This is a genomic window from Sphingobacterium sp. NPDC055431 (genome assembly GCF_053644255.1).
This window is the reverse complement of sequence record NZ_JBSHLH010000001.1, coordinates 294186-318528: the sequence shown is the minus strand read 5'-3', so window position 1 is coordinate 318528 and position 24343 is coordinate 294186. Positions and strand designations below refer to the sequence as shown.

Annotated in this window: 22 protein-coding genes and 1 other RNA gene; 10 read left to right on the top strand and 13 right to left on the bottom strand. The window is 41.1% G+C overall.

Translation table 11 applies throughout. The features are described 5' to 3' along the window. Positions 1-148: 148 nt before the first annotated feature. Positions 149-1534, top strand: coding sequence for a peptidylprolyl isomerase (locus tag ACWIB3_RS01400; RefSeq protein ID WP_185211272.1), 1386 nt, complete (start codon positions 149-151; stop codon positions 1532-1534). A 70-nt stretch (positions 1535-1604) separates the two neighbouring features. Here ACWIB3_RS01400 and ACWIB3_RS01395 read toward each other — a convergent pair whose 3' ends face one another. From ACWIB3_RS01395 to tgt, 8 genes are all read right to left on the bottom strand, one after another. Further along, positions 1605-2465 carry a YybH family protein gene (locus tag ACWIB3_RS01395; protein WP_185211273.1) on the bottom strand — a complete coding sequence of 287 codons (861 nt, stop codon included), beginning with the start codon at positions 2463-2465 and terminating at the stop codon, positions 1605-1607. A gap of 23 nt (positions 2466-2488) precedes the next feature. Further along, positions 2489-3955: a cysteine--tRNA ligase gene (gene cysS / locus ACWIB3_RS01390; RefSeq protein ID WP_185215914.1), complete on the bottom strand. Its 1467-nt coding sequence runs from the start codon at positions 3953-3955 to the stop codon at positions 2489-2491. 17 nt (positions 3956-3972) lie between these two features. Further along, a complete protein-coding gene (gene der, locus ACWIB3_RS01385; protein ID WP_185211275.1) occupies positions 3973-5274 on the bottom strand; it encodes a ribosome biogenesis GTPase Der in 1302 nt (433 codons plus the stop codon). 686 nt (positions 5275-5960) lie between these two features. Then, positions 5961-7592: a RagB/SusD family nutrient uptake outer membrane protein gene (locus ACWIB3_RS01380; RefSeq protein WP_454290696.1), complete on the bottom strand. Its 1632-nt coding sequence runs from the start codon at positions 7590-7592 to the stop codon at positions 5961-5963. A gap of 11 nt (positions 7593-7603) precedes the next feature. Beyond that, positions 7604-10639 carry a SusC/RagA family TonB-linked outer membrane protein gene (locus ACWIB3_RS01375; RefSeq protein WP_454290695.1) on the bottom strand — a complete coding sequence of 1012 codons (3036 nt, stop codon included), beginning with the start codon at positions 10637-10639 and terminating at the stop codon, positions 7604-7606. Between the two features lie 186 nt (positions 10640-10825). Next, complete coding sequence (locus ACWIB3_RS01370; protein WP_185211278.1) at positions 10826-11704, bottom strand: DMT family transporter; 879 nt, start codon at positions 11702-11704, stop codon at positions 10826-10828. A gap of 12 nt (positions 11705-11716) precedes the next feature. Then, on the bottom strand, positions 11717-12802 hold the full coding sequence (locus ACWIB3_RS01365) for an LptF/LptG family permease (RefSeq protein ID WP_093100532.1): 1086 nt from the start codon (positions 12800-12802) through the stop codon (positions 11717-11719). A gap of 15 nt (positions 12803-12817) precedes the next feature. Continuing rightward, positions 12818-13948: a tRNA guanosine(34) transglycosylase Tgt gene (tgt, locus tag ACWIB3_RS01360; protein WP_185211279.1), complete on the bottom strand. Its 1131-nt coding sequence runs from the start codon at positions 13946-13948 to the stop codon at positions 12818-12820. A gap of 127 nt (positions 13949-14075) precedes the next feature. Between tgt and ACWIB3_RS01355 the strand changes: the two genes are divergently transcribed. After that, a complete protein-coding gene (locus ACWIB3_RS01355) occupies positions 14076-15218 on the top strand; it encodes a glycosyltransferase (protein WP_454290694.1) in 1143 nt (380 codons plus the stop codon). Between the two features lie 21 nt (positions 15219-15239). Next, a complete protein-coding gene (rsmG, locus tag ACWIB3_RS01350) occupies positions 15240-15875 on the top strand; it encodes a 16S rRNA (guanine(527)-N(7))-methyltransferase RsmG (protein ID WP_454290693.1) in 636 nt (211 codons plus the stop codon). 72 nt (positions 15876-15947) lie between these two features. On the opposite strand, the gene ACWIB3_RS01345 is transcribed toward rsmG, so the two are convergent. Continuing rightward, on the bottom strand, positions 15948-16184 hold the full coding sequence (locus ACWIB3_RS01345) for a hypothetical protein (RefSeq protein WP_454290692.1): 237 nt from the start codon (positions 16182-16184) through the stop codon (positions 15948-15950). 69 nt (positions 16185-16253) lie between these two features. Beyond that, positions 16254-16490 carry a hypothetical protein gene (locus ACWIB3_RS01340; protein ID WP_185211283.1) on the bottom strand — a complete coding sequence of 79 codons (237 nt, stop codon included), beginning with the start codon at positions 16488-16490 and terminating at the stop codon, positions 16254-16256. Between the two features lie 93 nt (positions 16491-16583). On the opposite strand from ACWIB3_RS01340, the gene dprA reads away from it, so the two are divergent. The 6 genes from dprA to ACWIB3_RS01310 all read left to right on the top strand — a co-directional run bounded on the left by dprA (position 16584) and on the right by ACWIB3_RS01310 (position 22248). Further along, a complete protein-coding gene (dprA, locus tag ACWIB3_RS01335; RefSeq protein WP_313260935.1) occupies positions 16584-17681 on the top strand; it encodes a DNA-processing protein DprA in 1098 nt (365 codons plus the stop codon). 15 nt (positions 17682-17696) lie between these two features. Beyond that, entirely contained in the window at positions 17697-19193 is a 1497-nt protein-coding gene (locus ACWIB3_RS01330) for an MFS transporter (protein WP_454290691.1), read from the top strand. A 1-nt stretch (position 19194) separates the two neighbouring features. Further along, entirely contained in the window at positions 19195-19422 is a 228-nt protein-coding gene (locus tag ACWIB3_RS01325) for a DUF6814 family protein (protein WP_185211286.1), read from the top strand. 81 nt (positions 19423-19503) lie between these two features. Next, positions 19504-19601: signal recognition particle sRNA small type (ffs, locus tag ACWIB3_RS01320), an RNA gene on the top strand. A 100-nt stretch (positions 19602-19701) separates the two neighbouring features. Beyond that, positions 19702-20544: an acetyl-CoA carboxylase, carboxyltransferase subunit beta gene (gene accD, locus ACWIB3_RS01315; RefSeq protein ID WP_094255578.1), complete on the top strand. Its 843-nt coding sequence runs from the start codon at positions 19702-19704 to the stop codon at positions 20542-20544. Positions 20545-20847: 303 nt separating this feature from the next. Beyond that, positions 20848-22248 carry a sialate O-acetylesterase gene (locus ACWIB3_RS01310; RefSeq protein ID WP_454290690.1) on the top strand — a complete coding sequence of 467 codons (1401 nt, stop codon included), beginning with the start codon at positions 20848-20850 and terminating at the stop codon, positions 22246-22248. An 81-nt stretch (positions 22249-22329) separates the two neighbouring features. Here ACWIB3_RS01310 and ACWIB3_RS01305 read toward each other — a convergent pair whose 3' ends face one another. After that, a complete protein-coding gene (locus ACWIB3_RS01305; protein WP_237219421.1) occupies positions 22330-22680 on the bottom strand; it encodes a hypothetical protein in 351 nt (116 codons plus the stop codon). A gap of 106 nt (positions 22681-22786) precedes the next feature. Here ACWIB3_RS01305 and ACWIB3_RS01300 point away from each other — a divergent pair, with 106 nt between their 5' ends. Then, on the top strand, positions 22787-23122 hold the full coding sequence (locus ACWIB3_RS01300; protein ID WP_093100690.1) for a MerR family transcriptional regulator: 336 nt from the start codon (positions 22787-22789) through the stop codon (positions 23120-23122). Here the strand turns inward: ACWIB3_RS01300 and ACWIB3_RS01295 are convergent. After that, positions 23117-23614 (bottom strand): metallophosphoesterase family protein, encoded by a 498-nt coding sequence (locus ACWIB3_RS01295; protein ID WP_454290689.1) that lies wholly within the window; start codon positions 23612-23614, stop codon positions 23117-23119. The two genes, ACWIB3_RS01300 and ACWIB3_RS01295, sit on opposite strands and share 6 nt — an antisense overlap. Before the next feature lies 1 nt (position 23615). Beyond that, positions 23616-24320, bottom strand: coding sequence for a tRNA1(Val) (adenine(37)-N6)-methyltransferase (locus ACWIB3_RS01290; RefSeq protein ID WP_454290688.1), 705 nt, complete (start codon positions 24318-24320; stop codon positions 23616-23618). Positions 24321-24343: the final 23 nt, after the last annotated feature.

Genomic DNA, 24343 nt, shown 5'->3' with positions numbered 1-24343 from the left:
TAAGTTTAAAGCCGTTTAAGTATTTTAGCCCGAATATCTTAGCTTAGGCTAGGTGTTATTACAATTATTACTATATAAAAGTAGAAAAAAGGCATAATATTTAATAATTTTGCGATTGAACTTTAGATTTAGTGTGACAACAGACAGCATGAAAAACTTTTCAAGTTTCCTTATATTACTTTTATTAGCTTGTACATTTCAGGCTAATGCCCAAGAAAAACTGATTGACCGCGTGGTGGCGACTGTGGGTTCCGGAATTATTTTGCAATCAGATGTTGACATGCAATATTCGCAGTACCTAGCCAATGGCGGAACGCCAAGTGAAGACTTCAAGTGTACCGCTCTTCAACAATTGATCATGACCAAATTGCTTTCACAACAGGCCGTATTGGACTCAGTGGAAGTTTCTGAATCTGAAGTTGACGACCAATTGAATGCACGTATGCGTGAAATGACGCGTAGAGCAGGTGGTAAAGAAAGATTAGAAGCCTTTTTAAAGCGTTCGTTGTTGCAGTACAAAGAAGAGATGAGACCTGTCCTTTCGGAGCAGATCAAAGCTGAAAAGTTCCAGAACACCATCATTAGCAAGGTTACAGTTACTCCTCAGGAAGTAAAGAAATATTTTGAAGGGTTGAACCAAGATAGCTTACCGGCTTTCAACACGGAAGTGGAGATCGGTGAAGTGGTGATCTATCCGGAGTTGACCAAAGAAGAGAAAAACGTATTTAGAGAGAAAGCTGAAGGATATCGTAAGCAAATCATGGACGGGACTGACTTCGGAACGGTTGCCCGTTTCTATTCGGAAGATCCAGGATCGGCAGTGCAAGGGGGTGAATTGGGTTTCGCACCGCGTGAAAACTACGTGAAAGAGTTTTCGGCTATGGCCTTTAGATTGAAAGAGGGCGAGATTTCTCCTGTATTTGAAACGGAATATGGATTCCACTTCTTACAGGTATTGGAGCGCCGTGGTGAAGAGGTAAATGCTAGGCACATCCTTGTGACTACCAAACCAACTACTGCTAGTATGGACAGGATCAAAGGTAAAATTGATTCGATCTATGATAACGTACATTCTGGTAAATTACCATTCAGTACCGCAGCAACAAGATATTCAGATAATAAAGAGACCAAATTCAATGGCGGTATGGTGGTTAACCAACAATCAGCATCCCGTTCTACCTTGATCCCAGTGGATATGTTGGAAAAAGAAGTGTTCATGGCAATCGACACCTTGAAAGAAGGCCAATTGTCTAGACCATACCCATTCCAAGATCCTAGAACAGGTAAGTCTGGCTATAAGTTCACTTACTTGAAAACAAGGATTCCGCCACACAAAGCAAGCTTAGAGCAAGATTTTGCAAAGATCCAAGAAGCTGCTCAGGAGGATAAAACCCGCAGAAGCTTAAGTGAATGGTTTGAGAAGAAAACAAAGAACACCTTTGTTCACATCAACAATGAATTTGCAACTTGTGATGAACTGCAGATGTGGATTACGCCAGCGAGTGAGAACCTGGCCTCATCGAAAGAAGATTAAGAAAAATTAAATGATAAAAGAAAACCCCGATCGATTGATCGGGGTTTTTCTTTTATATTATTTTGTCCTGTTATCTTTCGAACATCATTTCTAAGATCACTTTCCATTGGAACTCGCCAGTTAGTTGCCAGATACGGATATAACTGAATTTTACCACCTTGTCCTTAAGGCCTACGGTAGCTGTTCCGGAAGTATAGGCATATTCACCGCTATAGGCACGGCCTACCTCGGTAGGATCAGTATCGATCTCGATTCTTTCTTTCTTCAGGAAGGCCAATACATTGTCCCTACCTTCGATCTCATTCTGCCAAGGGAAGTAGAACCGGGCATCATCTGCCAAAAACTCTTTATAGCCTGTTTTAGTATCCGCTTTTAGAATAGTAGAGAAGAGTTCATCTGTTTGCAGAACGACTTCCTCACGCTGCTCTAAGCGCTTTACAGAGCGATGTTTTAGGTATGCTTTATCATCGGGTTCGTAATATTCCAAAGGACTGGCTTTCTTCTTGCCGTAGTTTTCTACTTCGGCGCGAAGGTGCGCTCTCCAGTTTCCCTTTCTGTCACGATGCCAAACCGTAAGGTACTGTCCAAAACGTTTGATAGAACCCATCTTCTGGAATTCGGTAGGTCCTGAGGTTACTCCCCAGTCCAGACTCCTTGATACAAGAACAAAGTTGGGGTTCCAGGAAAGACGATCTGGAAGATTGGGCCTATTATCTAAATAGTTGGCTGCATTGACTGGTGAAGGCACAAGGAAAGTAGATTCCTTGTCAATGATATATTTAAGTCCAGCATAGGGACTTTCTGTTTTTGAAAGATTCGCTGCTGTTCTATCAACCGAAAGAAGCCCCCCTACCTTCTCAGGTAGTTGGGCAAAACTCGAAAAAGAAATTAGCGTTGCGGCTAATAGAGTTAAGCCTTTTTTATTAATCATTACTGTAAATTTTACCTTACTAATCAAATCTTATTCCAAAGTGTTCCATCCTTACTATCTTTAAGTTGGATACCTACGGAATTCAATTGTTCGCGGATACGATCGGAGGTCACGAAATCCTTGTTTTTCTTGGCTTCATTACGCATATTGATGATGATTTGCATCAGGTCATCCATATTGTCACCTTCGCCGATCTGATCATCTTTTAGCCCTAGAATGTCGAATACAAACTCTTGCATATATTTCTTCAGCTCGTTGAGGTCTGCTTCGGTAATCGTCAATTTCCCATCATAGATGGAGTTGATGATACGCACGGCCTCAAATAACTCAGCTATTAAAACTGGGCTGTTGAAATCGTCATCCATGGCAGCATAGCTGCGTTTCTTGATTTCATCCAAGTCGCCGAAATTGGAAGATTTGGACGGTACAACTTTTTCTAATAAGCCGATAGCTGCCATCAGACGTTTATAGCCTTTATCCGCAGCATCCAAAGCATCATTGGAGAAATCCAATGTACTTCTGTAATGGGCCTGCAACATAAAGAAGCGTACGGCCATAGGTGAATAACCCCTATTCAAAAGCGGATGGTTACCTGTAAACAGTTCTCCCGGAAGGAAACCATTTCCTGCGGATTTGGACATCCTTGTCCCATTCACGGTCAACATATTGGTATGCATCCAATATTTTGCCGGTGTGGTATGGTTACATGCTTCAGATTGTGCGATCTCATTGGTGTGGTGGGTTGCTGCCAAGTCCATTCCACCGCCGTGGATATCGAATTGATCGCCCAGATATTTCCTGCTCATTGCTGAACATTCGATATGCCATCCGGGGAACCCTACTCCCCAAGGAGAAGGCCAACGCATGATATGCTCTGGTTTAGCCTTGATCCATAAGGCGAAATCAAGTCTGCCGCGTTTCTCATCCTGTCCACCCAACTCGCGGGTATTGTTCAATAGATCTTCTAGATTTCTATTGGTCAAGATGGTGTAGTTATATTCTTTGACGTATTTCTCTACGTCGAAATAGACCGTACCATTCACTTCATAGGCAAAACCATTCTTGATGATTTCCTGTACCATTTCAATCTGCTCAGAGATGTGACCGGTGGCAGTTGGTTCAATGCTCGGTGGAATGGTATTGAATAAACGCAGTACATCATGGAATCCAATGGTATATTTCTGAACGATCTCCATGGGCTCCAACTGTTCAAGCTTCGCTTTTTTCGCAAATTTATCATCCCCCTCGTCATTGTCTCCCTCTAAGTGCCCAGCATCTGTGATATTACGCACATAACGTACTTTATATCCAAGGTGCAACAGGTAGCGGAAAATCAAATCAAAGGAAACAAAAGTCCTACAGTTCCCAAGATGCACATCACTGTACACAGTGGGCCCACATACATACATCCCCACAAGGTTAGGATGGATGGGTACAAACTTTTCTTTCTTACGGGTAAGGGTATTGTATAATACTAAATTATGCTCCATACGACGGTTGAAACTAATTATTTTTGTCTAAAGAATATCTGGATTGGCACTCCTGAAAAGTCAAAGTTCTCGCGCAGTTTGTTTTCGATAAAACGCTTGTACGGGTCTTTGATGTATTGAGGCAGATTACAGAAGAAAGCAAACATTGGCGATCTTCCTGGTAATTGCGTTACGTACTTAATCTTAATGAATTTACCCTTAGTTGCTGGGGGTGGATACCTTTCGATAATCTCCAACATCACATCATTCAATTTAGAAGTAGGGATCTTTTTGGTTTTATTGTTATAAACCTCCATAGCCGTTTCTACGGTCTTGAAAATACGTTGTTTCTCCGTTACGGAAGTAAACAGGATTGGAACATCCGTGAATGGAGCAATCTTGTTTTTGATAGCTTGCTCAAATTCCTTGGCTGTTTTATGGTCTTTTTCAATGGTATCCCATTTGTTTACCAAAATCACGATACCCTTTTTGTTTTTCTCTGCCAAGTGGAAGATATTGATATCCTGCGCTTCGATACCGTCTTTGGCATCAATCATCAAGATCACCACATCGGAATCCTCCAATGCTTTAATGGTACGCATGACCGAATAGAATTCGATATCCTCATTCACTTTGGATTTTCTTCTCAATCCAGCAGTATCCACCATCAGGAACTCATGTCCAAATTGATTGTAATGGATACGGATGGAATCTCGGGTAGTCCCTGCAATTGGAGTTACGATATTTCTTTCTTTACCTAACAATGCATTCGTCAAAGAGGATTTACCAACGTTAGGACGTCCAACGATAGTAAACTTAGGCAATTCGGTATCATCTTCCTCTTCGTTTTCAAAATTAGAGACCACTTCGTCAAGGAGTTCACCAGTACCTGAACCAGTCATGGATGAGATATTAAAGATCTCACCTAATCCAAAGGAATAAAACTCTGCTGAATCATGGGTCTGTTTGGCGCTATCCACCTTATTGGCAACGACATATACCGGTTTTTTGCTTCGACGCAACATATTTGCGATCTCATCATCTAAATCGGTTACTCCAGTAGTGACATCCACTACAAATAAAATAACGGATGCCTCATCGATGGCAATCAAAACTTGCTCTCGAATGGCTGCTTCAAAAACATCATCTGAACCATGAACAAAACCACCCGTGTCGATCACGGTGAATTTCTTTCCGATCCATTCCGCTTGTCCATAATGTCTGTCACGGGTAACCCCGCTGTAGTCATCTACGATAGCTTTTCTACTCTCTGTCAAACGGTTATATAAGGTCGATTTACCAACATTGGGTCTCCCTACAATTGCTACGATATTTGCCATATTTCTTTCTATTCGTTACCTCACGGCAACGTTTTCAGGTATCTTGTAAAGGTACAAAGTTACGGATAAATCGCACATCTTGCGTGAGAAATCAGAAAATGACAGCTTTATGGACAAATAATAGACTTCGCTCTTTTTCAATCTCCTCTCGGGAGAAATCTTTAATTGTACTTTGGCCTATTTTTTTGAAAAAAAATAGGCCGTCCCTGAAGGGGATGGCCTAAAAATAGTTTTGAAAATTAACAGTTAGAAATGTTATTAAGAATCTCTATAGAATTTCCACTAAGTAATTTTACTTAGATGATTATCTCTACAAAGACATCTGACTTCGTCAAATTATGCTGAAAGATAGAAAATTTATTCCTAAAACTTAAATAATTCCAGGAGGAAATTTTAACCTGATTTATTAGATAAACTTCTTTAATCAGTTGAATAATAGAGTTTTTTAACATAATCGAAATCTTAATAACTCATGAATGCAAACGAATTGTTACACTATTCTTCTCAAGAAAGAAACACATCACAGAAAGCAAATTAACAGGACGAAGGTGCAGCCCCTGCAAATATCATAATTCTCTAAAGTTTTTTTTAATATGACAAATAAAGTCCCAAAACTTTAATGATTTGATGGTGTAAATCAAAAGAGCAGTCTGGTATAGCTGCTCTTTTGATATTAATAATATGTTTTAAGGATTCTGTTTCAGGACACCGTTGGAAAGTACAATCTGCTGCTCTGGAATAAATTCTATTGCTTGATTGCTCTTCGAGTCGATGGTCAAGATTGGAGTTGTTCCTGAAGTATGGGTTCCTGGATATTTTCTATCCATGAGTTTACCATTCCTGAACACATCGAACTTTCTATGTCCTTCCCAAGCAAGCTCCAATTTTCTTTCTTCCAATACGACATCCAGAGCTGTCTTCCCATTTAAGTTGGAAGCTGTCCAAAGTCCTGCTGTTGGAATTCCGGCTCTTTGCCTGATTAGGTTTACATCTTTCAATGCTGAAGTTACATCGCCTAATTTCGCACTGGCTTCCGCACGGATCAGATAAACTTCAGCTAATCTGGAAATAATCGGCGACCATAAATGCGCTTGACCTTCCTGACCGGAACATTTCATCACATAGTATTTCAGATAACCGTTACGGTTTGCCAATTTCTTGTCAATCAAAACTGTTCTTTTCTTACCAGCAATTTGAATATAGTATTGGAAAGCTCCGGCTCCGTTAGATTCTTTGATCAGGTTCTTTTTAGCTCCAGCTTCCGTATAAGAATAATCCGTTCCAGCCTGGGTAACTTGCACGCTTGCATATTTGAAGTCATCAGTGACGTAATAAGCATGCAATTCATTTGCTTTTTCAACAACAGGCTGGATCATTTTATAGCGGACATCTTCGGGATATTTCCTGACTTCCTCCAAATAGGTCCTGGACGCATACATCTCCCCCCAACCTGATCCTTGGATATTGGCATACATGGATCCAATCGTACTCCATCCATCATCTGGGTAATCAATATCCTTTACGAATTTGATGGCAAAGATGTTTTCCCTGTTCTCTTCCGGAGTGGAAACGGTTAGTTTATTGTAATCAGCCCCCGCCAAAAGCGAAAACTTACCGGATTCAATAACCTTGTTCGCATATTGAACGGCTTTTTGATTATCGCCTTTGAACAGGTAAACCCTCGCCAACAATGCCTGTGCTGCATAAACATTTCCATATACATTGCTTTTATAGGATTTGAACATACCTTCTGCTTTCAAGAGGTCCTTCTCCAGTTGATCGTAGACCTCCTTAACGGTATTACGTGGCAGGATCTCGAATGGATCATCGGATAATTTAATCGGCACAGCCAAAGATTGTGGATCTTGGGTATAAGGCTTGCCAAACACATTTGCCAAATAGAAATACATCAGGCTTCTCAAGTAAAGATTCTCGGCGATCATCTGATCGACCTCATCACTTTCACCTTCTTTCAATTTCTGAAGCAATAAATTGGTTCCCGCAATTACACGGTAGGAGTTTTCCCAATAGCTATTGACCCTTGCATTATTGACAACTCTTTTGTAGTTGTAGTTATAAAACAGGTTATCGGTAGTTGTTCCACTTAAAGAGACATTGTCTCCAGGATATTCTGTAACACGGTGCCAATTTTCAACCCAACCTTTCAAGGTGTGGTAATTCCCCAAATGTAAAGCTTGGATAGCACCTTCAGTGTTTTCGATCGATTCATTGGTCATCGCATCATAAGGCTCCTTATCCAAAGAACAAGATGTCATCAACAGACCAACGACCCCACTTAATATGAATAATTTCTTCATCTTTCTTTCTTTTAAAATGTTAGGTTAAGCCCGAAAATCAAGCGTTTTGGTGCAGGATATTGCGAGGTAGCATCACCACCTCCAGCCTTATCTGCTGAATTATCATTTCCTAAGATCGCAGCTTCTGGATCTAGACCTGAGAACTTGGTTGAAGTCCAAAGGTTATCTCCAGATAAATAAACGTTCAATCCTTTTAATTTCAATTTGCTAACCAGGCTTTCCGAGAAGGTATAGCCTAATGTCACGTTTCTCAATCGCAAGAAATTCGTGCTTTCCAAATACCTAGAAGAGGTTTTGTTGGAAAGACTGGTATTATTGTACTCCGCTCTTGGATGTGTAGCATTCGGATTTTCAGCGGACCATCTTGACCAGCCATCCATCAGGATCATTTGATTGTATGACGCATAGGCACCATCTGAATCGAATAACTCTCTGGCAGCATTATAGGTTACACCGCCGTTTTGATAAGCAAAGCTGGCATTTAGGTTGAAACCTTTATAGTTCATTGCCGAGTTGAAACCACCCTGGAACTTAGGTGTTGCTGCTCCAACAAACTGCAATGCAGCATCGTTATAGTTAGAGGTGGTTGAAACCTCTCCAGTATTCTCGTCAATGGTTTCCCAAAGTGGATCACCATTCTCAGGATCAACTCCGGCCCACTTACGCATGTACCAAGAGTCAACATCATGACCTTCAGAGAATCGCATATTGCCTTTAGGAATATCCTGACCGTCTTTCAAGGAGGTAATTTTGTTGTTGTTATGAGCGACATTGACACCTAAATCCCATTGGAATGGGTTTTCCGGACTGAAGACCGAACCACTCAGGGCAACTTCCACCCCACGGTTCCTCAATCCACCGATGTTCAACCAATACCCATCCCATCCAGCAGTTGAAGGGAACTCCACATAATAAAGCAATCCGCTGGTGTTTTTATTGTATAAATCAACTGACAGGTTCAGTCTATTGAACATGCCCAGTTCCAAGCCTAAATTGGCATCGTACGATTTTTCCCAACTCACATTTGCATTCTGGAAGTTCTTCTGAATCGCTGCCGGCTCGCCATTGTATTGGGCATTTAGGCCATAGGTTGCGAATGAAGAATAATAATCGATCGGCACGTTTCCAACTCCACCATAGGACGCTTTCAGACGTAACAGGTTGATGGAAGGAACATTAAAGAAAGCTTCATTATTGATATTCCAGGCACCACTTACGGAATAGAAAGCACCATACTGTTGGTTCTGGCCAAATCTTGAAGATCCATCCACACGGAAGGAAGCCATCAGGTTATAACGGTTATCATAACCATAAGTACCCTGCAAGATTCCAGACTGGAAAGAATAATCATTTTTGGTTCCGCCAAAATCAAGAACGCTAGCTGCATTCCCTAGGATCTGTGATCCTGGAGCAATCCCCTTTCCCTTAGCATTCAGACTTGAATACACATAATCAGAGTATTCATAGGCTGCAAAACCTGAGACCGTATGTTTGCCGAACGTTTCATTATATTTCAACATTTGGTTAAAGAACCTAGTGATGCGCTTATCAGAAAATTGGTAGATTGTTCCTTTATCATTTCGACCAGCATTCGAATTCGGATCAGCATAACTCATTGTTGTCAGGTTATAGTAGGTCAGGTTGTTCATGGATTCGAAAGTGAATCGATCTGAAATCCTATACGAGAAATCAAAGTTACCCTGCATATCAAATGTCTGCCCCTTACCGTAGTTATATTGTAGGTCATACAAATAGTTGGTATGGTCACGACCTAACCAAAGCACATTGGCATCGGCATCTTGCGGATTCTTGATTGTTCCATCTGCATTATTTGGGTTGTCCCATGGCAAATAGAACATCATATTATATAGTGAATGTTGTTTGTCCAGATAGGTGGTGTAAGCCGCGTTCAACTTAGGCTTGAAAGTCAAGCGATCGGTCAATTTATGTTCCACATTGAAACGTCCGGTCATCCTTTCAAAATCATAACCTTTCAAAGATCCCTTTTCACCGTAGTAATTGGCACTTGCAAAAACGGAGGTCTTTTCGGTTTTACCCATGTAATTTGCCGAGAAGTCGTTCACTGGTGCGGTTTGAGTACCGTTTTTGATCCAATTATAATCGTTGTTCAGGACATCCTGGGTTACATTCGGATCAATATCTTTTTGATTAGGAAAAGTTTGATAATAATCCCAAAGCTCTTGAGAGTTCATCAGCTTAAACTGCCCGAAGTTGAATTTGCTGACACCAGAAGAAAGGTTTACCGAGAAAGTCCCTTCACCTTCGCGCAAGGCTCTTTTGGTGGTCACGACGATTACTCCGTTGGTACCTCGGGAACCATATTGCGTGGTAGCTGCGGCATCTTTCAATACCGAAATAGTCTCGATATCATTTGGGTTAATATTGGCAACACCGTGCGTGATAACACCATCCACTACCCATAAAGGGTTTGTTCCCGAAGAAAGGGAGCTTCTACCCCTGATCTTAACATTTGCTTGTTGCCCAGGTCTACCTGTTCCAACCACATCCACACCTGCAACCTTTCCCTGCAAGAGGTTAGAAACATTCGGAGACTTGCTGTCTTTCAGTTTCTTTTGATCTAAGGAAACGATGGACGCACTGATTTCTCCCTTTTTCTGCGTAGAATAACCTGTCACCACCACTTCATCAATATTCTCTTCACTCGCACTCAGCTCCACATTCAGGGTCGCACCTGTTACGGCCACTTCCTTTTTCTCATGGCCTAAGGCAGAAAACAGCAAAGTCTGACCTGTTTCAGCGCCGATACTGAATTCCCCTTCTGCATTGGTAGAAGTCGATTTACTAGGATCTTCCTTCACGGTTACTGTCACCCCTGGCAGGACGACACCTCCTGAAGTCACCTTTCCCTTTACCTCCTGTTGAAAAGCATGGATTTCCTTTTTATCCTTACTAAGATCATTGGCAACAGAATATCCACCTGATAGACTCAACCCTAAAATAATGGCTCCTGTAACTAATTGAGATCTTTTCAATGGAAAAAATGGACTTGAAAATCTCTTTATCATAATTAATCTATTAAATAAAATTTAGTAATAAGCCGTAGGCCCTATCACAACTTAGACGCAGGAAGGTAAAAGTTTATAGAAAAGATTAAATGAATATTTCACAACGAAAACGTTTGCATAAAATAAGCAAACGTTTGCACAAACAACCAAGTGTAACTTTATTGTAAAGCTTTAATCAACGGAAGGTTAAATCTTGATTTTTGTCTTCAGATAAGGATATACAAATACAGCCGCCAAGACAATAACAGCACCAAAATAGAAGCCTGTACTCATCGCTTCTTTCTGTCCAAATATCAGTAATGCTAAAATAATCCCATAAACAGGTTCCATGTTTGTCGTCAGGGCAACCGTAAAGGCAGATAGTTCACGCATTACCGCAACACCCAACACATAAGCGATTGCAGTACATACCACTCCCAATAGCAAAAGATACAATAGATCAGATTGACTGAGAATCATCTGTTCATCGAAATCCCCTGTAAACAACATGACCAAAGAAACGCCAATCCAGGCACCGACCATCTCATATAAGGTAATCGTCGTCGGACTTCCTTTTTTTACCATTCTGGCATTCAATATAGAAAATATACTGGCACAGAATGCACAGGACAAACCATAAACGATACCCCAGAAATATTTGAACTCAAATTTAAAGATCAGATAGATTCCGAAAATGATCACCAATCCAACGATCACATCAGCAATGGAAATCCGTTTCCGGTTTATGATGGGCTCTAATATGGCTGTAAACAAGGTCACTGAAGAAAGGGTAACCAAAGTAACCGATACGGTAGACACCTTGATGGCATGAAAGAACAGAACCCAATGCAAACCCACGATCACCCCCACACCCAGATACTGCAACAGCTGATCTTTGGGAACCAACAGAGACCTCTTGGTAAAAAGATAGTACAGCACCAACGAAACCGCAGCAATCAACACCCTGTACCATACAAGATGTAGGGCAGAAACGGTAATCAATTCGCCCAGAACACCTGTAAAACCCCAAATTAATACGGTAAAGTGCAATATCAGTGTATTGCGGTTAATGGTTAACTGTGACATGGTTTGTTATGCTTATTTAGGAGCCTTTTTCAACAGATAAAAACTCAATATCAAGAAAATGACATTGGGGATCAATACAGAGATCAGAGGGTCCAATCCTCCTTTGATGGAGAACATACTTGAAAATCGTTCAAGCACGATATATATACAGCTCAAGCCGATACCTAGTCCTAAGCTCAAGCCAATACCACCACGAACTTTCTTGGATGATAGGGAAACTCCGATCAAGGTCAAGATAAAAGCCGAAAATGGATTTATGATTCTTTTATATTTTTCGAGCAGCAATTCGTTCATCATCCCGGTCCCACGAACTTCCTCCTTACTGATACGTTCATTGAGCTCATGCTGGTCCATCGTGGTAAACACGTCCTCATAGGATTCGAAATCCTGCGGCCGCATATCCAAGGTTGTATCCTTTTTCTCACCACTCAGCATCTCCTCCTTCAATCCCTTGATTTCTCTCGTGGTATAGGTGTGCAGACTCCACTTCCCTGCCACGGAATCCCAAGTCACACGCTCTGCCATCAACTTTTCCAACATCTTGTCCCCGTCAAACTTCTCCAAACTAAAGTTATATCCAACCTTGGATTTCGTATCAAAAGAGCCCATATAAACATAGGTGTTTGAATCCACCTGCATATGTATGGAAGAAGAGGTTGTACTCACCTTATTGGGCTTGACATAGACGTTCTCAAAATTCACCTTCACCTTATTGGTAAAAGGGATAATGTAGACATTGGACAACAAAGTCATCCCAAATATCAAAGCTGCACAGATCATGTATGGCCTCAGCAACCTATTAAAGCTCATTCCACCACTTAGGATCGGCACAATCTCCGTCTGATCGGCCATCTTGGAAGTAAAGAAAATTACGGCAATAAAGTTGAACAGCGGAGTAAGCATGTTGATAAAGAAAGGCAAACTTCCCAATGCATAGTATTCAAAAAATACCTGCGTCATGGTTGCCCCATATTTATTGAAATCATCGATCTTCTCCGAAATATCAAATATCACAATCACGACACAGAAGATCGCCACTGTGAAAACAAAAGTAGACAAGTACTTTTTCATGATATATCGATCGATGATCTTAAACATGCGCTTTCTTTCGAATTATAGTCTTTGACCTAATACTGGAACCATTTTATTTTTCCAATCATAAAACGTTCCATCAATGATCTTTTCCCTTGCTTGATTAACTAACCAAAGATAAAAATGTAAATTATGTAATGAAGCGATTTGCGCTCCTAAAATTTCTTGCGACCTGATCAAATGTCTCAAATAAGCTTTTGTATGGATCTGATCCACCATCAAGTCTGATTCCGCTTCGATAGGGCTGAAATCATCCTTCCACTTTTCATTCTTGATATTGATGATACCATTTTGGGTAAAGAGCATTCCGTTTCTCGCATTTCTGGTCGGCATCACACAGTCAAACATATCGATACCTAACGCTATATTTTCCAAAAGGTTCACTGGAGTACCTACACCCATCAAATATCTTGGCTTATCATGCGGCAAGATATTGGTCACTACCTCAGTCATCGCATACATCTCCTCAGCCGGCTCCCCTACAGAAAGTCCGCCGATTGCATTCCCCTCTCTATTGAATGAAGCAATGGTCTCTGCCGATTTCTCACGCAGATCTTTATAAACCGAACCTTGAACGATCGGAAACAAAGTCTGATCGTATCCGTATAAAGGATCTGTGCTATCAAAACGATCACAACAACGCTTTAACCAACGGTGGGTCATTTCCATGGACCTTCTTGCATAGCGGTAATCACAAGGATAAGGAGTACACTCATCAAATGCCATAATAATATCGGCACCGATGATACGCTGGGTATCCATCACGTTCTCTGGAGTAAACAAATGTTTTGAACCGTCGATATGGGACCTGAATGTCACCCCCTCTTCCTTGATCTTCCTTACTTCAGTCAAGGAATATACTTGGTAACCTCCCGAATCGGTTAAGATCGGACGGTCCCAATTGATAAATTTATGCAGACCTCCGGCCTTATTCAACACATCCAATCCTGGTCTTAGGTACAGGTGATAGGTATTCCCTAAGATGATCTGTGCTTGAATATCATTTACCAATTCATGTTGATGCACCGCCTTTACCGTTCCGGCAGTACCAACTGGCATAAAAATAGGTGTCTGTATCTTTCCGTGAGCAGTTTCAATCTCTCCGGCCCTTGCTTTTGAAAATTTATCTTGTGCTTGAAGCGTAAAATTCATAGTAATCCTTAATCGACCGCAAAAATACTATAAAATTCTTAGCGAATGGCATATCAGCCCTTTAATTCGCATTTCTTAACAATTAACAGAAATTTGGGCGATAACCTGTATCTTTGAACCTAATTTTATGGGTTTAATATTCTATATCGATCTCGATCTATCGCTCATTCCTTATGGAGTCTTGGCGCTTTTGTTGATAATCCAACTCAACTATATTCTGTTTGTATATGGAAAATTGGCTTTCTACAAGGTCAAACCCAAGCAAGAAAATGCAGCCGACAAGCAAGTTTCTATTATTATCTGCGCACATAACGAACAAGAAAATTTAAGGACTTATCTTCCCGCTATTTTAGAGCAAGATTATCAAAATTTTGAAGTCATTGTAGTCAATGATTGCTCAGAAGATGATACCAAATGGGTTTTAAAGGAATTTGCAGAGCAATATACCCACCTCAAGATCGTTGAGATCAAGGAGCATATCCAATTAAAGCACAGCAAGAAGTTCGCCCTAACGATGGGGATCAAGGGAGCCCAATATCCTTACCTCCTGATGACGGATGCCGATTGCCAACCTACTAGTAGCAATTGGTTGCGTGAAATGGCTGGGTCCTTCCAAGAAAACAAGGAGATTGTGCTGGGCTACTCGCCATACTTCAAATTTCCAGGCTTTTTGAATCGACTAATTCGCTTTGAAACTAGCCATACCGCTATGAGCTATTTGTCGTATGCTTTAAAGGGAAATGCATATATGGGTGTAGGGAGAAATCTTGCATATACAAAGGAGCTGTTTTTTAAGAACAAAGGATTTACCGAGCATATGCATATCAAATCAGGGGATGATGATCTTTTTGTGAATGCAAATGCCAACAAAACGAATGTAGAGATCAATATCCATCCGGATGCCTTTGTTTATTCTGATCCTAAACGGACCTGGAAAAGCTATTACAAACAAAAAGCAAGACATTCAGGGGCATCTATTCTCTACAGAGGCAAACATAAACGCATGTTGGGCACGCAATTGATCAGCGCCCTGCTGTTTTATCTGATGATAATCGTTTGTATCGCAAATGGACCATCCTATTGGTATTTGGCTTTGGGTGCTTACTTGATCCGATTGATCTGCCAACTCTTGATCTTCAACCCAATCTACAAAAAACTAGCCGTCAGCGACCTCTTAATCTGGTTGCCGATATTAGATCTATATTATTATTTTTACATCTGCTTCAATGGATTGTTCAATCGTTCCAAAAAGCAGGTCTCTTGGAAATAAAAACCCTTAATTTATTACATCGTGAACCCTACTGTCGACATTATCTATAACTACTTCCCGAAACTGACGGAAACCCAGAAAGAACAATTTGCCAAATTGGAAGAACTATATCCCTTATGGAATGACCAGATCAATGTGATCTCCAGAAAGGATATCGAAAGCCTGTACCTGAAACATGTGCTGCATTCCTTGGCAATAGGAAAGTTTGTGGGTGAATTTGCACCTAATACAAGAGTTCTAGATGTAGGTACCGGAGGTGGTTTTCCTGGAATCCCATTAGCGATCCTATTTCCAGAGGTTAAATTCCATTTGGTGGACTCTATCGGCAAAAAGATCAAGGTAGTTCGCGAAGTAGCAGAAGGTTTAGGCCTTACGAATGTCGAAGCAGACCATATCCGTGCCGAGCAATTGGACTATAAATATGATTTTGTGGTATCCAGAGCAGTTACCCGTTTAGGCGACTTTATCCCTTGGGTTAGAAACAAAATTGAAAAACAAGATAAAAATGGTATTCCTAATGGCATCCTTTATCTGAAAGGTGGTGATCTGAAAGAAGAAATCAAAGAAGCCAGAGTAAAAGCTGAACTACACCCTATATCACATTATTTCAAAGAAGATTTCTTTGATACCAAGTATGTGATGTATATCCCGATGTAATTGACTGTTTACTTTCAGCTACTTAATAAAAAGGCGAATTGAAATAGGCACAGGGGGAGAAGATTTTTAATGTTATAAAAAAAGCAACCACAAATTGGTTGCTTTTTTTATAAAGATACTTTTAAAAAGCTTAGAAACGCTAGAAAAACTTACCCCTTTTCCCTCCTGCAATTCCTTCATAGCTTCTAGGGTCTCTTTGCTGGTTATACTGCTTTGAGAAACAATTTTTCCATTTAGCTTCTTCAGAAGCTGTTTGAATAGTTTCGCTTCCTTTTCGGGCAGTTCAATTGTAAAGATTTTCTTGTCCATATTACCTATTGATTAATGATATTATGTCTATTGCTCACATAGAAGCCAGGATGTTGCCCTTCAACAACCCTACTTCTCTTCCACGTTCTTATTGATCTCAGCCCCGATCAAATTAATCTCTTCATCCATCCCAAACAAGGGCAAACCGGTCTCTGGATTCAGTTTCAACCAAGTGGTTTCAGTATCTTTTATGATCTGTACATATTCCTTCCCATCCTTAAAAACAGTATAGGTATCCTCCTCATCCGGAAAAACGGAATAGGTTACGCCTCCAACTTCGATATCAAAAGGTTCTTGCATTTCCATGGTATTTCTTTTTCAGCAAAGGTAATCAATTATACTTTATAGATATTGCATAAGGTGTATCGAATCCCTATCTTTAATTCTAAGCTAACCAAAATGAATGCAATAGAAAAAATTGCCTTAACCAAGATCAAAGGTATAGGCCCGAAAACAAGCCGTTTGTTACTCGCCTACTGTGGAAGCTTGGAAGAAATATTCAAATGCCCCCAAAAAGAACTTAAACTTATTCCTGGTTTACAAAAAGTCGCAATCGAACAATTGATTTCCAAAACCTATCTGAAAGAAGCTGAAGAAGAATATCGGTTTATGGAAGAGAACGATATACAGCTCCTATGGTTTGAAGATGAGAACTATCCCGCTCGGCTCAAGCATTGTGAAGATGCTCCATTGATCCTCTTCCAAAAGGGCAATTGCAACCTGAACCATGCTAAATCCATCAGCATCGTAGGCACCAGAAATGCGACCTCCTATGGCAGAAGGTTAACCGAAGAACTGGTCCATGACCTAAAGGAATTAGGAGTCTTGGTGGTTAGTGGCTTGGCATACGGCATCGATATTATGGCCCATCGGTCTGCAATGCACGAAGGCTTGGAGACTGCCGCTGTCCTGGCACATGGTCTGGATAGAATATACCCTTTTGAACACCGTGAAATAGCCGAAGAGATCAGCAGGCATGGTTGCCTCTTAAGCGAGTACCCTTCTGGAACCACTGCTGAAAAGACACACTTCCCGATGCGGAACCGTATTGTTGCAGGCCTATCCGATGTGACAGTCGTCGTGGAAGCAGCCAATAAAGGAGGCGCACTGATCACCGCGGATATCGCCAATAGCTATAACCGGGATGTATGTGCCTTTCCAGGCTCGGTCGACCTCTACTATTCGGCAGGCTGCAATGAACTCATCCGATCCCATAAAGCGCACCTGATCCGAAATGCCAAGGACCTGCTCAACCTGATGCAATGGGATGAACCCGAAAGCAAGAACAAAAAAAATGTACAGCTCCCGTTAATTTTTGAATTAACTAAACAAGAACAACGAGTTTTTGACTATCTTAAAGACTGCAAAGAGTCTCATATCGATGATATTGCCGCTTACTGCGAGTTTCCGCAGAGCAAACTAGCTATGATCCTCCTGGAGATGGAAATGAATGGAATCATTCAGACCTTACCAGGAAAACGTTATAAACTACCTTAAACCTAAACTTCTTTTATGCAAGAACAAGCAAGTAAAAAAGGAATTTGGAAAGTGATCGGTGCCTCCTCGTTAGGGACACTGATCGAATGGTATGACTTCTTTATTTTTGGAAGTCTTTCCATTGTTATTTCCACTAAATTCTTCCCCTCGGACAACCCAACCGCAGCCTTCCTGTCAACCTTGGCCACCTTTGCCGCTGGCTTTGTGGTCCGTCCTTTCGGCGCACTATTCTTTGGAAGATTGGGCGACCTGATCGGAAGGAAATATACCTTCATGGTCACCCTGATGCTTATGGGAGGAGCGACCTTCCTCATTGGTTGTATCCCCAGCTATGAAAGCATTGGTTTTCTGGCTCCATTGATTGTCTTGATCCTGAGACTCCTTCAAGGGCTTGCCTTAGGAGGTGAATACGGAGGGGCTGCTACCTATGTGGCCGAGCATGCTCCGAATGGAGAGCGTGGATATTGGACCTCCTGGATACAAACGACGGCTACCTTTGGACTGTTCATTTCCTTAGTGGTCATCTTACTGACTAAACTTGTTCTGACCGAAGCCCAATTCGACCATTGGGGCTGGCGTGTTCCTTTTCTTCTTTCTATTCTCATGGTCTATGTATCATACCTGATCCGTAAGAACATGGATGAGTCCCCGGAATTCAAGAAAGCAAAAGCAGAAGGGAAGACCTCCACTAATCCACTGAAAGAAAGTTTTGGAAATAGGTACAATCTAAAGTTTGTACTATTGGCTCTATTTGGGGCAGCAATGGGCCAAGGTGTGGTTTGGTACACCGGACAGTTCTATTCCATGAGCTTTATGAAAACGGTCATGTTCCTCGATTCCGATCAGGCTGATATTATTTTAGGGATTGCCCTGCTCTTTGGCACCCCATTCTTTGTGGTCTTTGGCAGGCTTTCGGATAAGGTCGGTCGAAAATGGGTCATGCTCACCGGTATGTTATTGGCGGTACTGACCTATAGGCCAATTTACCAAGCCATGTACCAGATCACAAACAGTCAAAACAAACAGGAATTGGTTGATAAAAGAACGGAAACCATTATTCCTGTGAGTGCAGATAATGAGCATGAGATCAAAGCGCTGACCCGATATTACGATGATGGATCACACAGCATCGAAAACACCGATACAGTCAAGGGTACCAGCAAGACAGCAGTCTTTTTAGCTGGATCCAATTATGTTAAACTGATTGCATTAATCTTTATACAGATCATCTATATCACCTTGGTTTACGGTCCTATTGCGGCATTCTTGGTGGAAATCTTCCCTGTAAAAATCAGGTACACCTCCATGTCCCTACCGTATCACATCGGAAATGGAATCTTCGGCGGACTATTGCCGGCTGTTTCCACTTATTTGGCCACGAACGCCAAAACAGCGGCCGATCCGACTTTTTACTTGGAGGGCTTATGGTACCCCATCATTATTTCGGCGGTCTGTTTTGTCATAGGCGCCCTATACATCAACAAAAACATGGTTGCAAAAGATTTGAATTGATATGGAGAGCATTAAAAAAATATTAGGGATCCTTTGGATAGCTTTAGCGCTACTTGCGGCATATTTCTGCATTGCCAAATTTGGCTTGCCAAAAATTATTTCCGGAAAGCAGGAAGACGTTGTATTTGGGATTATTATTCTGTTTATCCTCACGCCGATCATCTCGATTGGCCTTGGGGTCTTTGGATATTTCGCTCTGAGGGGCGAATATCAGAAGGACAAAATGTAATTTTCAGGTTGAATCTCAGCCGGATACGTCCTAAATGCGATTTTCTTTTCGAAAAGATTAATTTTTTGTTAATTTTGCCGTGGGTAAGTCCTCTACGACCAGCTCCCATTGACTCCCCCAGGTTGGGAACAAAGCAAGGGTATTTGGTTGAGCGGTGCGATAGAGGGAGCTTACCCATTTTTTATTGGCCTAAACTCTCCTTTATTTCCTTCATTTCGTTTTCTAAATACACATATTAGATATTTTTCGTTTATTTGTAAACCGAATTAACATGAGTCTATGAGTTGGTTTAAAAGAAACAAAGCAGGTATACATACTGCAACAGAAAACAAAAAAGAGGCACCTGATGGGATGTGGAACAAATGTCCTAACTGTAAAAAACCTCTTTTGAATGTGGAACAAGTTGAAAACAAGTATGTTTGCCATTACTGTGATTACCACATCCGCATTGGATCAACTGCCTATTTCTCCATATTATTCGACAACAACGAATTCACTGAATTATTTCCGAACCTGAAAGCGGGTGACCCATTAAACTTTGTGGACACTAAACCTTACAAAGACAGATTATTGGATAGCCAAGCGAAAACGGGTCTGAACGATGCCTTGAGATCTGCCGTTGGTAAAGTTAACGGGCAAGACCTTGTTGTAGCTTGTATGGATTTCTCCTTTATTGGGGGGTCAATGGGTTCTGTAGTTGGAGAAAAAATCTCTAGATCCATCGATTACTGTATCGAGCATAAATTACCTTTTATGTTGATCTCTAAATCTGGTGGTGCCCGTATGATGGAAGCCGCATTCTCCTTGATGCAAATGGCTAAGACCTCGGCAAAACTAGCCCTTTTGGCTCAAGCTAAATTACCTTACATCTGTTTATTGACTGATCCAACCACTGGTGGGGTAACAGCTTCATATGCTATGTTAGGTGATATCAATATTGCTGAACCGGGTGCATTGATCGGTTTCGCTGGACCTCGTGTCATCAAAGAAACCATCAAAAAAGACCTTCCTAAAGGTTTCCAAACTTCAGAATTCGTTCTGGAACATGGTTTCCTAGACTTCATCGTCGACAGAAGACAATTAAAAGAAAAAGTATCCACTTTCCTTAAAATGGTAAAGTAGAGTTACTCTAAACATATTTGAAAGCGAGCTAGACATGGCTCGCTTTTTTTTATGCCTATTCTTCTCCCTTACTTGACCCTTCCATTTTGGAGTCTGCTTCGAGAATCATTCGAGACATATTCGAGAAACCTTGCCAAAAAACTCCAGCCAATTCGAAATTTCCGAATATGCCTCGAATGAGGTCAAATCATCAACCGGAAAACATGCCCTATTTTTGAAAACGAATTGTCCAGCAAGGCTAAACAGAAAAAAGATTTAGATTTTTTTGTTAAATTTAGATAACAATAAACCTAAAAAAATCACATGAACTTAAAAAACCTCTTTTTACTTTCCCTGTTGGCCGTATTCGCTTTTCAGCAAAATGTACTCGCCCAGCTTCGGGTACCAAATTTCTTTTCGGACCATATGGTTCTGCAGCGTGGAACCGATATCAATTTCTGGGGATTGGCACCTGCCAGTTCGGAAATCCGCATTGTTGGAACATGGTTTCAGGACACCGTAAAAGCAAAGACGAATGGTGATGGGCAATGGAAAACCACTTTGCCAGCAGGAAAAGCTGGAGGGCCCTATGAGATCAAGATTATGGCCAATCAAGAGAGCATTACGTTAAAAGACATCTTACTTGGCGATGTTTTCTTGTGTTCAGGACAATCTAATATGGAATGGGGAGCGGCCCAAAACCTCAAAGAGATCATCGATGAGATGCCAACTGCCAATAACCCGAACATCAGGTTATTACATATCAGCAGGAACGGCGCATTGACTCCTCAAGATCAGATTTCCAATAAATGGGCAACCCTAAGTTCAGAGTCTTTACAACCTTTTTCAGCCATTGGTTATTTTATTGCAAAAGAGATCAATTCCCAGCAGCAGGTTCCTATTGGAGTGATCAACTCCAGTTGGGGTGGCACGGCCGCAGAGGTATGGACGCCGAGTTATTTAATCGATAACGATCCTTTCCTCTTGCAGCGAGCTAAGCAACAAAGTGCGAATGATTGGCGACCGCACAACAGTGGGGTTCTTTGGAATGCCATGGTACATCCCTTTGCAGGCTATAATATCACGGCTGCATTCTGGTACCAAGGCGAGAGCAATGTAGGAACTTGGGATGGATATGATAAACTGATGAAAACCATGATCAATTCATGGAGATCGGCCTGGAACGATGATTTTCCTTTTTACTTCGTTCAGATTGCACCCTTCCAATATAACAATAAAGAGCCCCTCGCAGCCTATCTAAGAGAACAGCAGGCCAAGACCGCAACTGAATTGCCCAACACCGGCATGGTCGTGATTACAGACCTTGTCGACAATATTAAGGACATCCATCCTATCCAGAAAAAGGCAGTTGCTAAACGGTTGGCAGATCTAGCACTTGCAGAGGTTTACCATAAACCCCTGAAAGATTATAAATCACCAATCTTTAAATCGCAGGAAATAAAAGGCAACAGCATTGAAATTAGCTTTAGTAACCTAGAGGGGAAATTAACTTCAAAAGGTGAGATTACTGACTTATTTATTGCAGGAGCAGACAAGCAGTTCAAAGCGGCCAAAGGCAAGATTAAGGGCGACAAGCTGATTGTAGAATCTGCAGAGGTCAAAAATCCAGTAGCGGTACGCTTTGGATTCACGGAGATCGCTATGCCAAATCTGTATAATTCCAATGGATTACCGGTATCCCCTTTTCGAACAGATCAATGGTAATGTTCCATGCATCATGGCCATAATGAAAGTAGTTGAAAAGTTGGGGGCGTAGTTCATACGCCCTCTATAATAAATCTCCAATTACCTTGTTACATATTTCCAGAAGCTAAAAAGCTTTCTAGATTTGAGGTAATTCAGGTTATGTTCATTTTCATAAGCTTCTCGCTCAAAGGAGATATTCAGGTAGGCCCTAGTAAAGTTGCGGTATTGTAGCATTCGCAGGCTGAATTCCAAAAGATAGAGTAAATAAAACGGGAAAATGAGCAACTCCAAGGCTTGCAGAACGTGGATTCGTTCATGATTGATCAGAATCCTGTTGTCGCGATCAGAAGAATGTTTGAGGAAGATAAAAGGAAATATGGTAATAGCTTGCGCTTTTCCCATGGAAAAGAACTTGGTCCAAAACTTACTTACAATTACTTTACCTTTCATCTAAAGTTTAAAATTACGAAATCGCCTTTAACTTTATATCAATCATGGTTTTTTTGATTTTCAAACTTAGATTGTATATTTGTTAATACACTAAAATTAAAAGTTCATGCCGTACAAAGAACGAGAAATAAACAAGCTGTATTATACCATGGGAGAAGTCACTGAGATGTTCGGTGTAAATGCATCTCAAATCCGTTTTTATGAGCGTGAATTCGATATTCTACAACCTAAGAAAAACAAAAAAGGGAATCGTCTATTCACCCAGAATGATATTGCGAACCTCAAGATCATCTTCAATTTGGTTAAGGACAAGGGTTATACCCTACAAGGAGCGCGTGAATTCTTAAGAAGCAACAAGAACGAAGCAAGGGAAAACCAAAGGATCATTGAATCTTTGGAGGGGTTAAAAAGCTTTTTAATTGAAGTGAGGGATAGTCTATAAGGCTCTGCTTCCTAATTCTATAACTTCCAAATTTTCAATTTTATCTCCATTAATTTCAAAACGCATTGCGGTCCTTATCTGATGCCAGCCTTGTTTACCGGCAGCACCGGGATTGAGGTGGAGCAACTGTAGCTTCGGATCAAACTGTACCTTCAGGATATGGGAATGCCCTGTAATAAACAGCTTCGGGGGATTGTTCAAGATTTCAGGTTTGACCAGTGGGCTATATTTTCCTGGGTAGCCACCAATATGGGTCATCCAAACATCGACCTGTTCAGAATGGAACCTGAGGTGTTCAGGAAATTTCAAACGGATATCTTTATCATCGATATTTCCATAAACAGCCCGAAGAGGCTTAAAGGCATCCAATTTCTCGATGACCTCCATGGAGCCAAAATCACCGGCATGCCAGATTTCATCACATTTTTCAAAATGTTTTAAGACCGCATCATCTAGGTATCCGTGGGTATCCGAAAGAAGTCCGATTTTCATGTTAAAAAGCTAAAAAATAAGGTTGTAAGATCTGTTTATAGGCATCTGAATATTGGGATCTCTCCTGATAGATAACAAAAGTCTGCAGCTCAGGTTTGATTTCTTGTCTTTGGAAACTCAGTATGCAGCGAAAGGGCTCTGAATCAATAAAGGATTGCATATTGGTCTGTTGATCCAGAAATAATTGATTCCCTTTAGCTTCAGTTACCATAAAATCTAAGAGTTCCATAGGCACCACGATCTGCAATTTTCCATGGACTGAAAGCTTTGAGCCTGCAAAATTGAACAAGCCCTTAAAGAATTCCACATCGGTATGTTTGGCCACTTTCTTCCTTTGATCAGGGTTGTGCAACGAATTGATATAAAAAGGAGGATTAGAGACAATCAGGTCAAATTCAAGTTCTGTCTTCCAATGGAAGATATCAGAATGCACAATGGAAAGACGATCCTGAAAGGGCGAAGCTTGAAAGTTTTCCAGTGCCCTTTGGGAGGCTTGTTTATCGATTTCCACAGCCCAAATTTTAGCTTTCGGATATTTTTGGGCCAGCATGAGTGCTATTACCCCTGTACCCGTTCCAATATCTAGGATGGAATCGGCCTGCGTATGTTCAGCGAAGGCCCCCAACAACACCCCATCGGTATTGATCCGCATGGCGCAGTGTTCTTGATTAACTGAAAATTGCTTGAATTGGAAGATATTCCCCATAGCACAAAGGTAATTTTAAATGC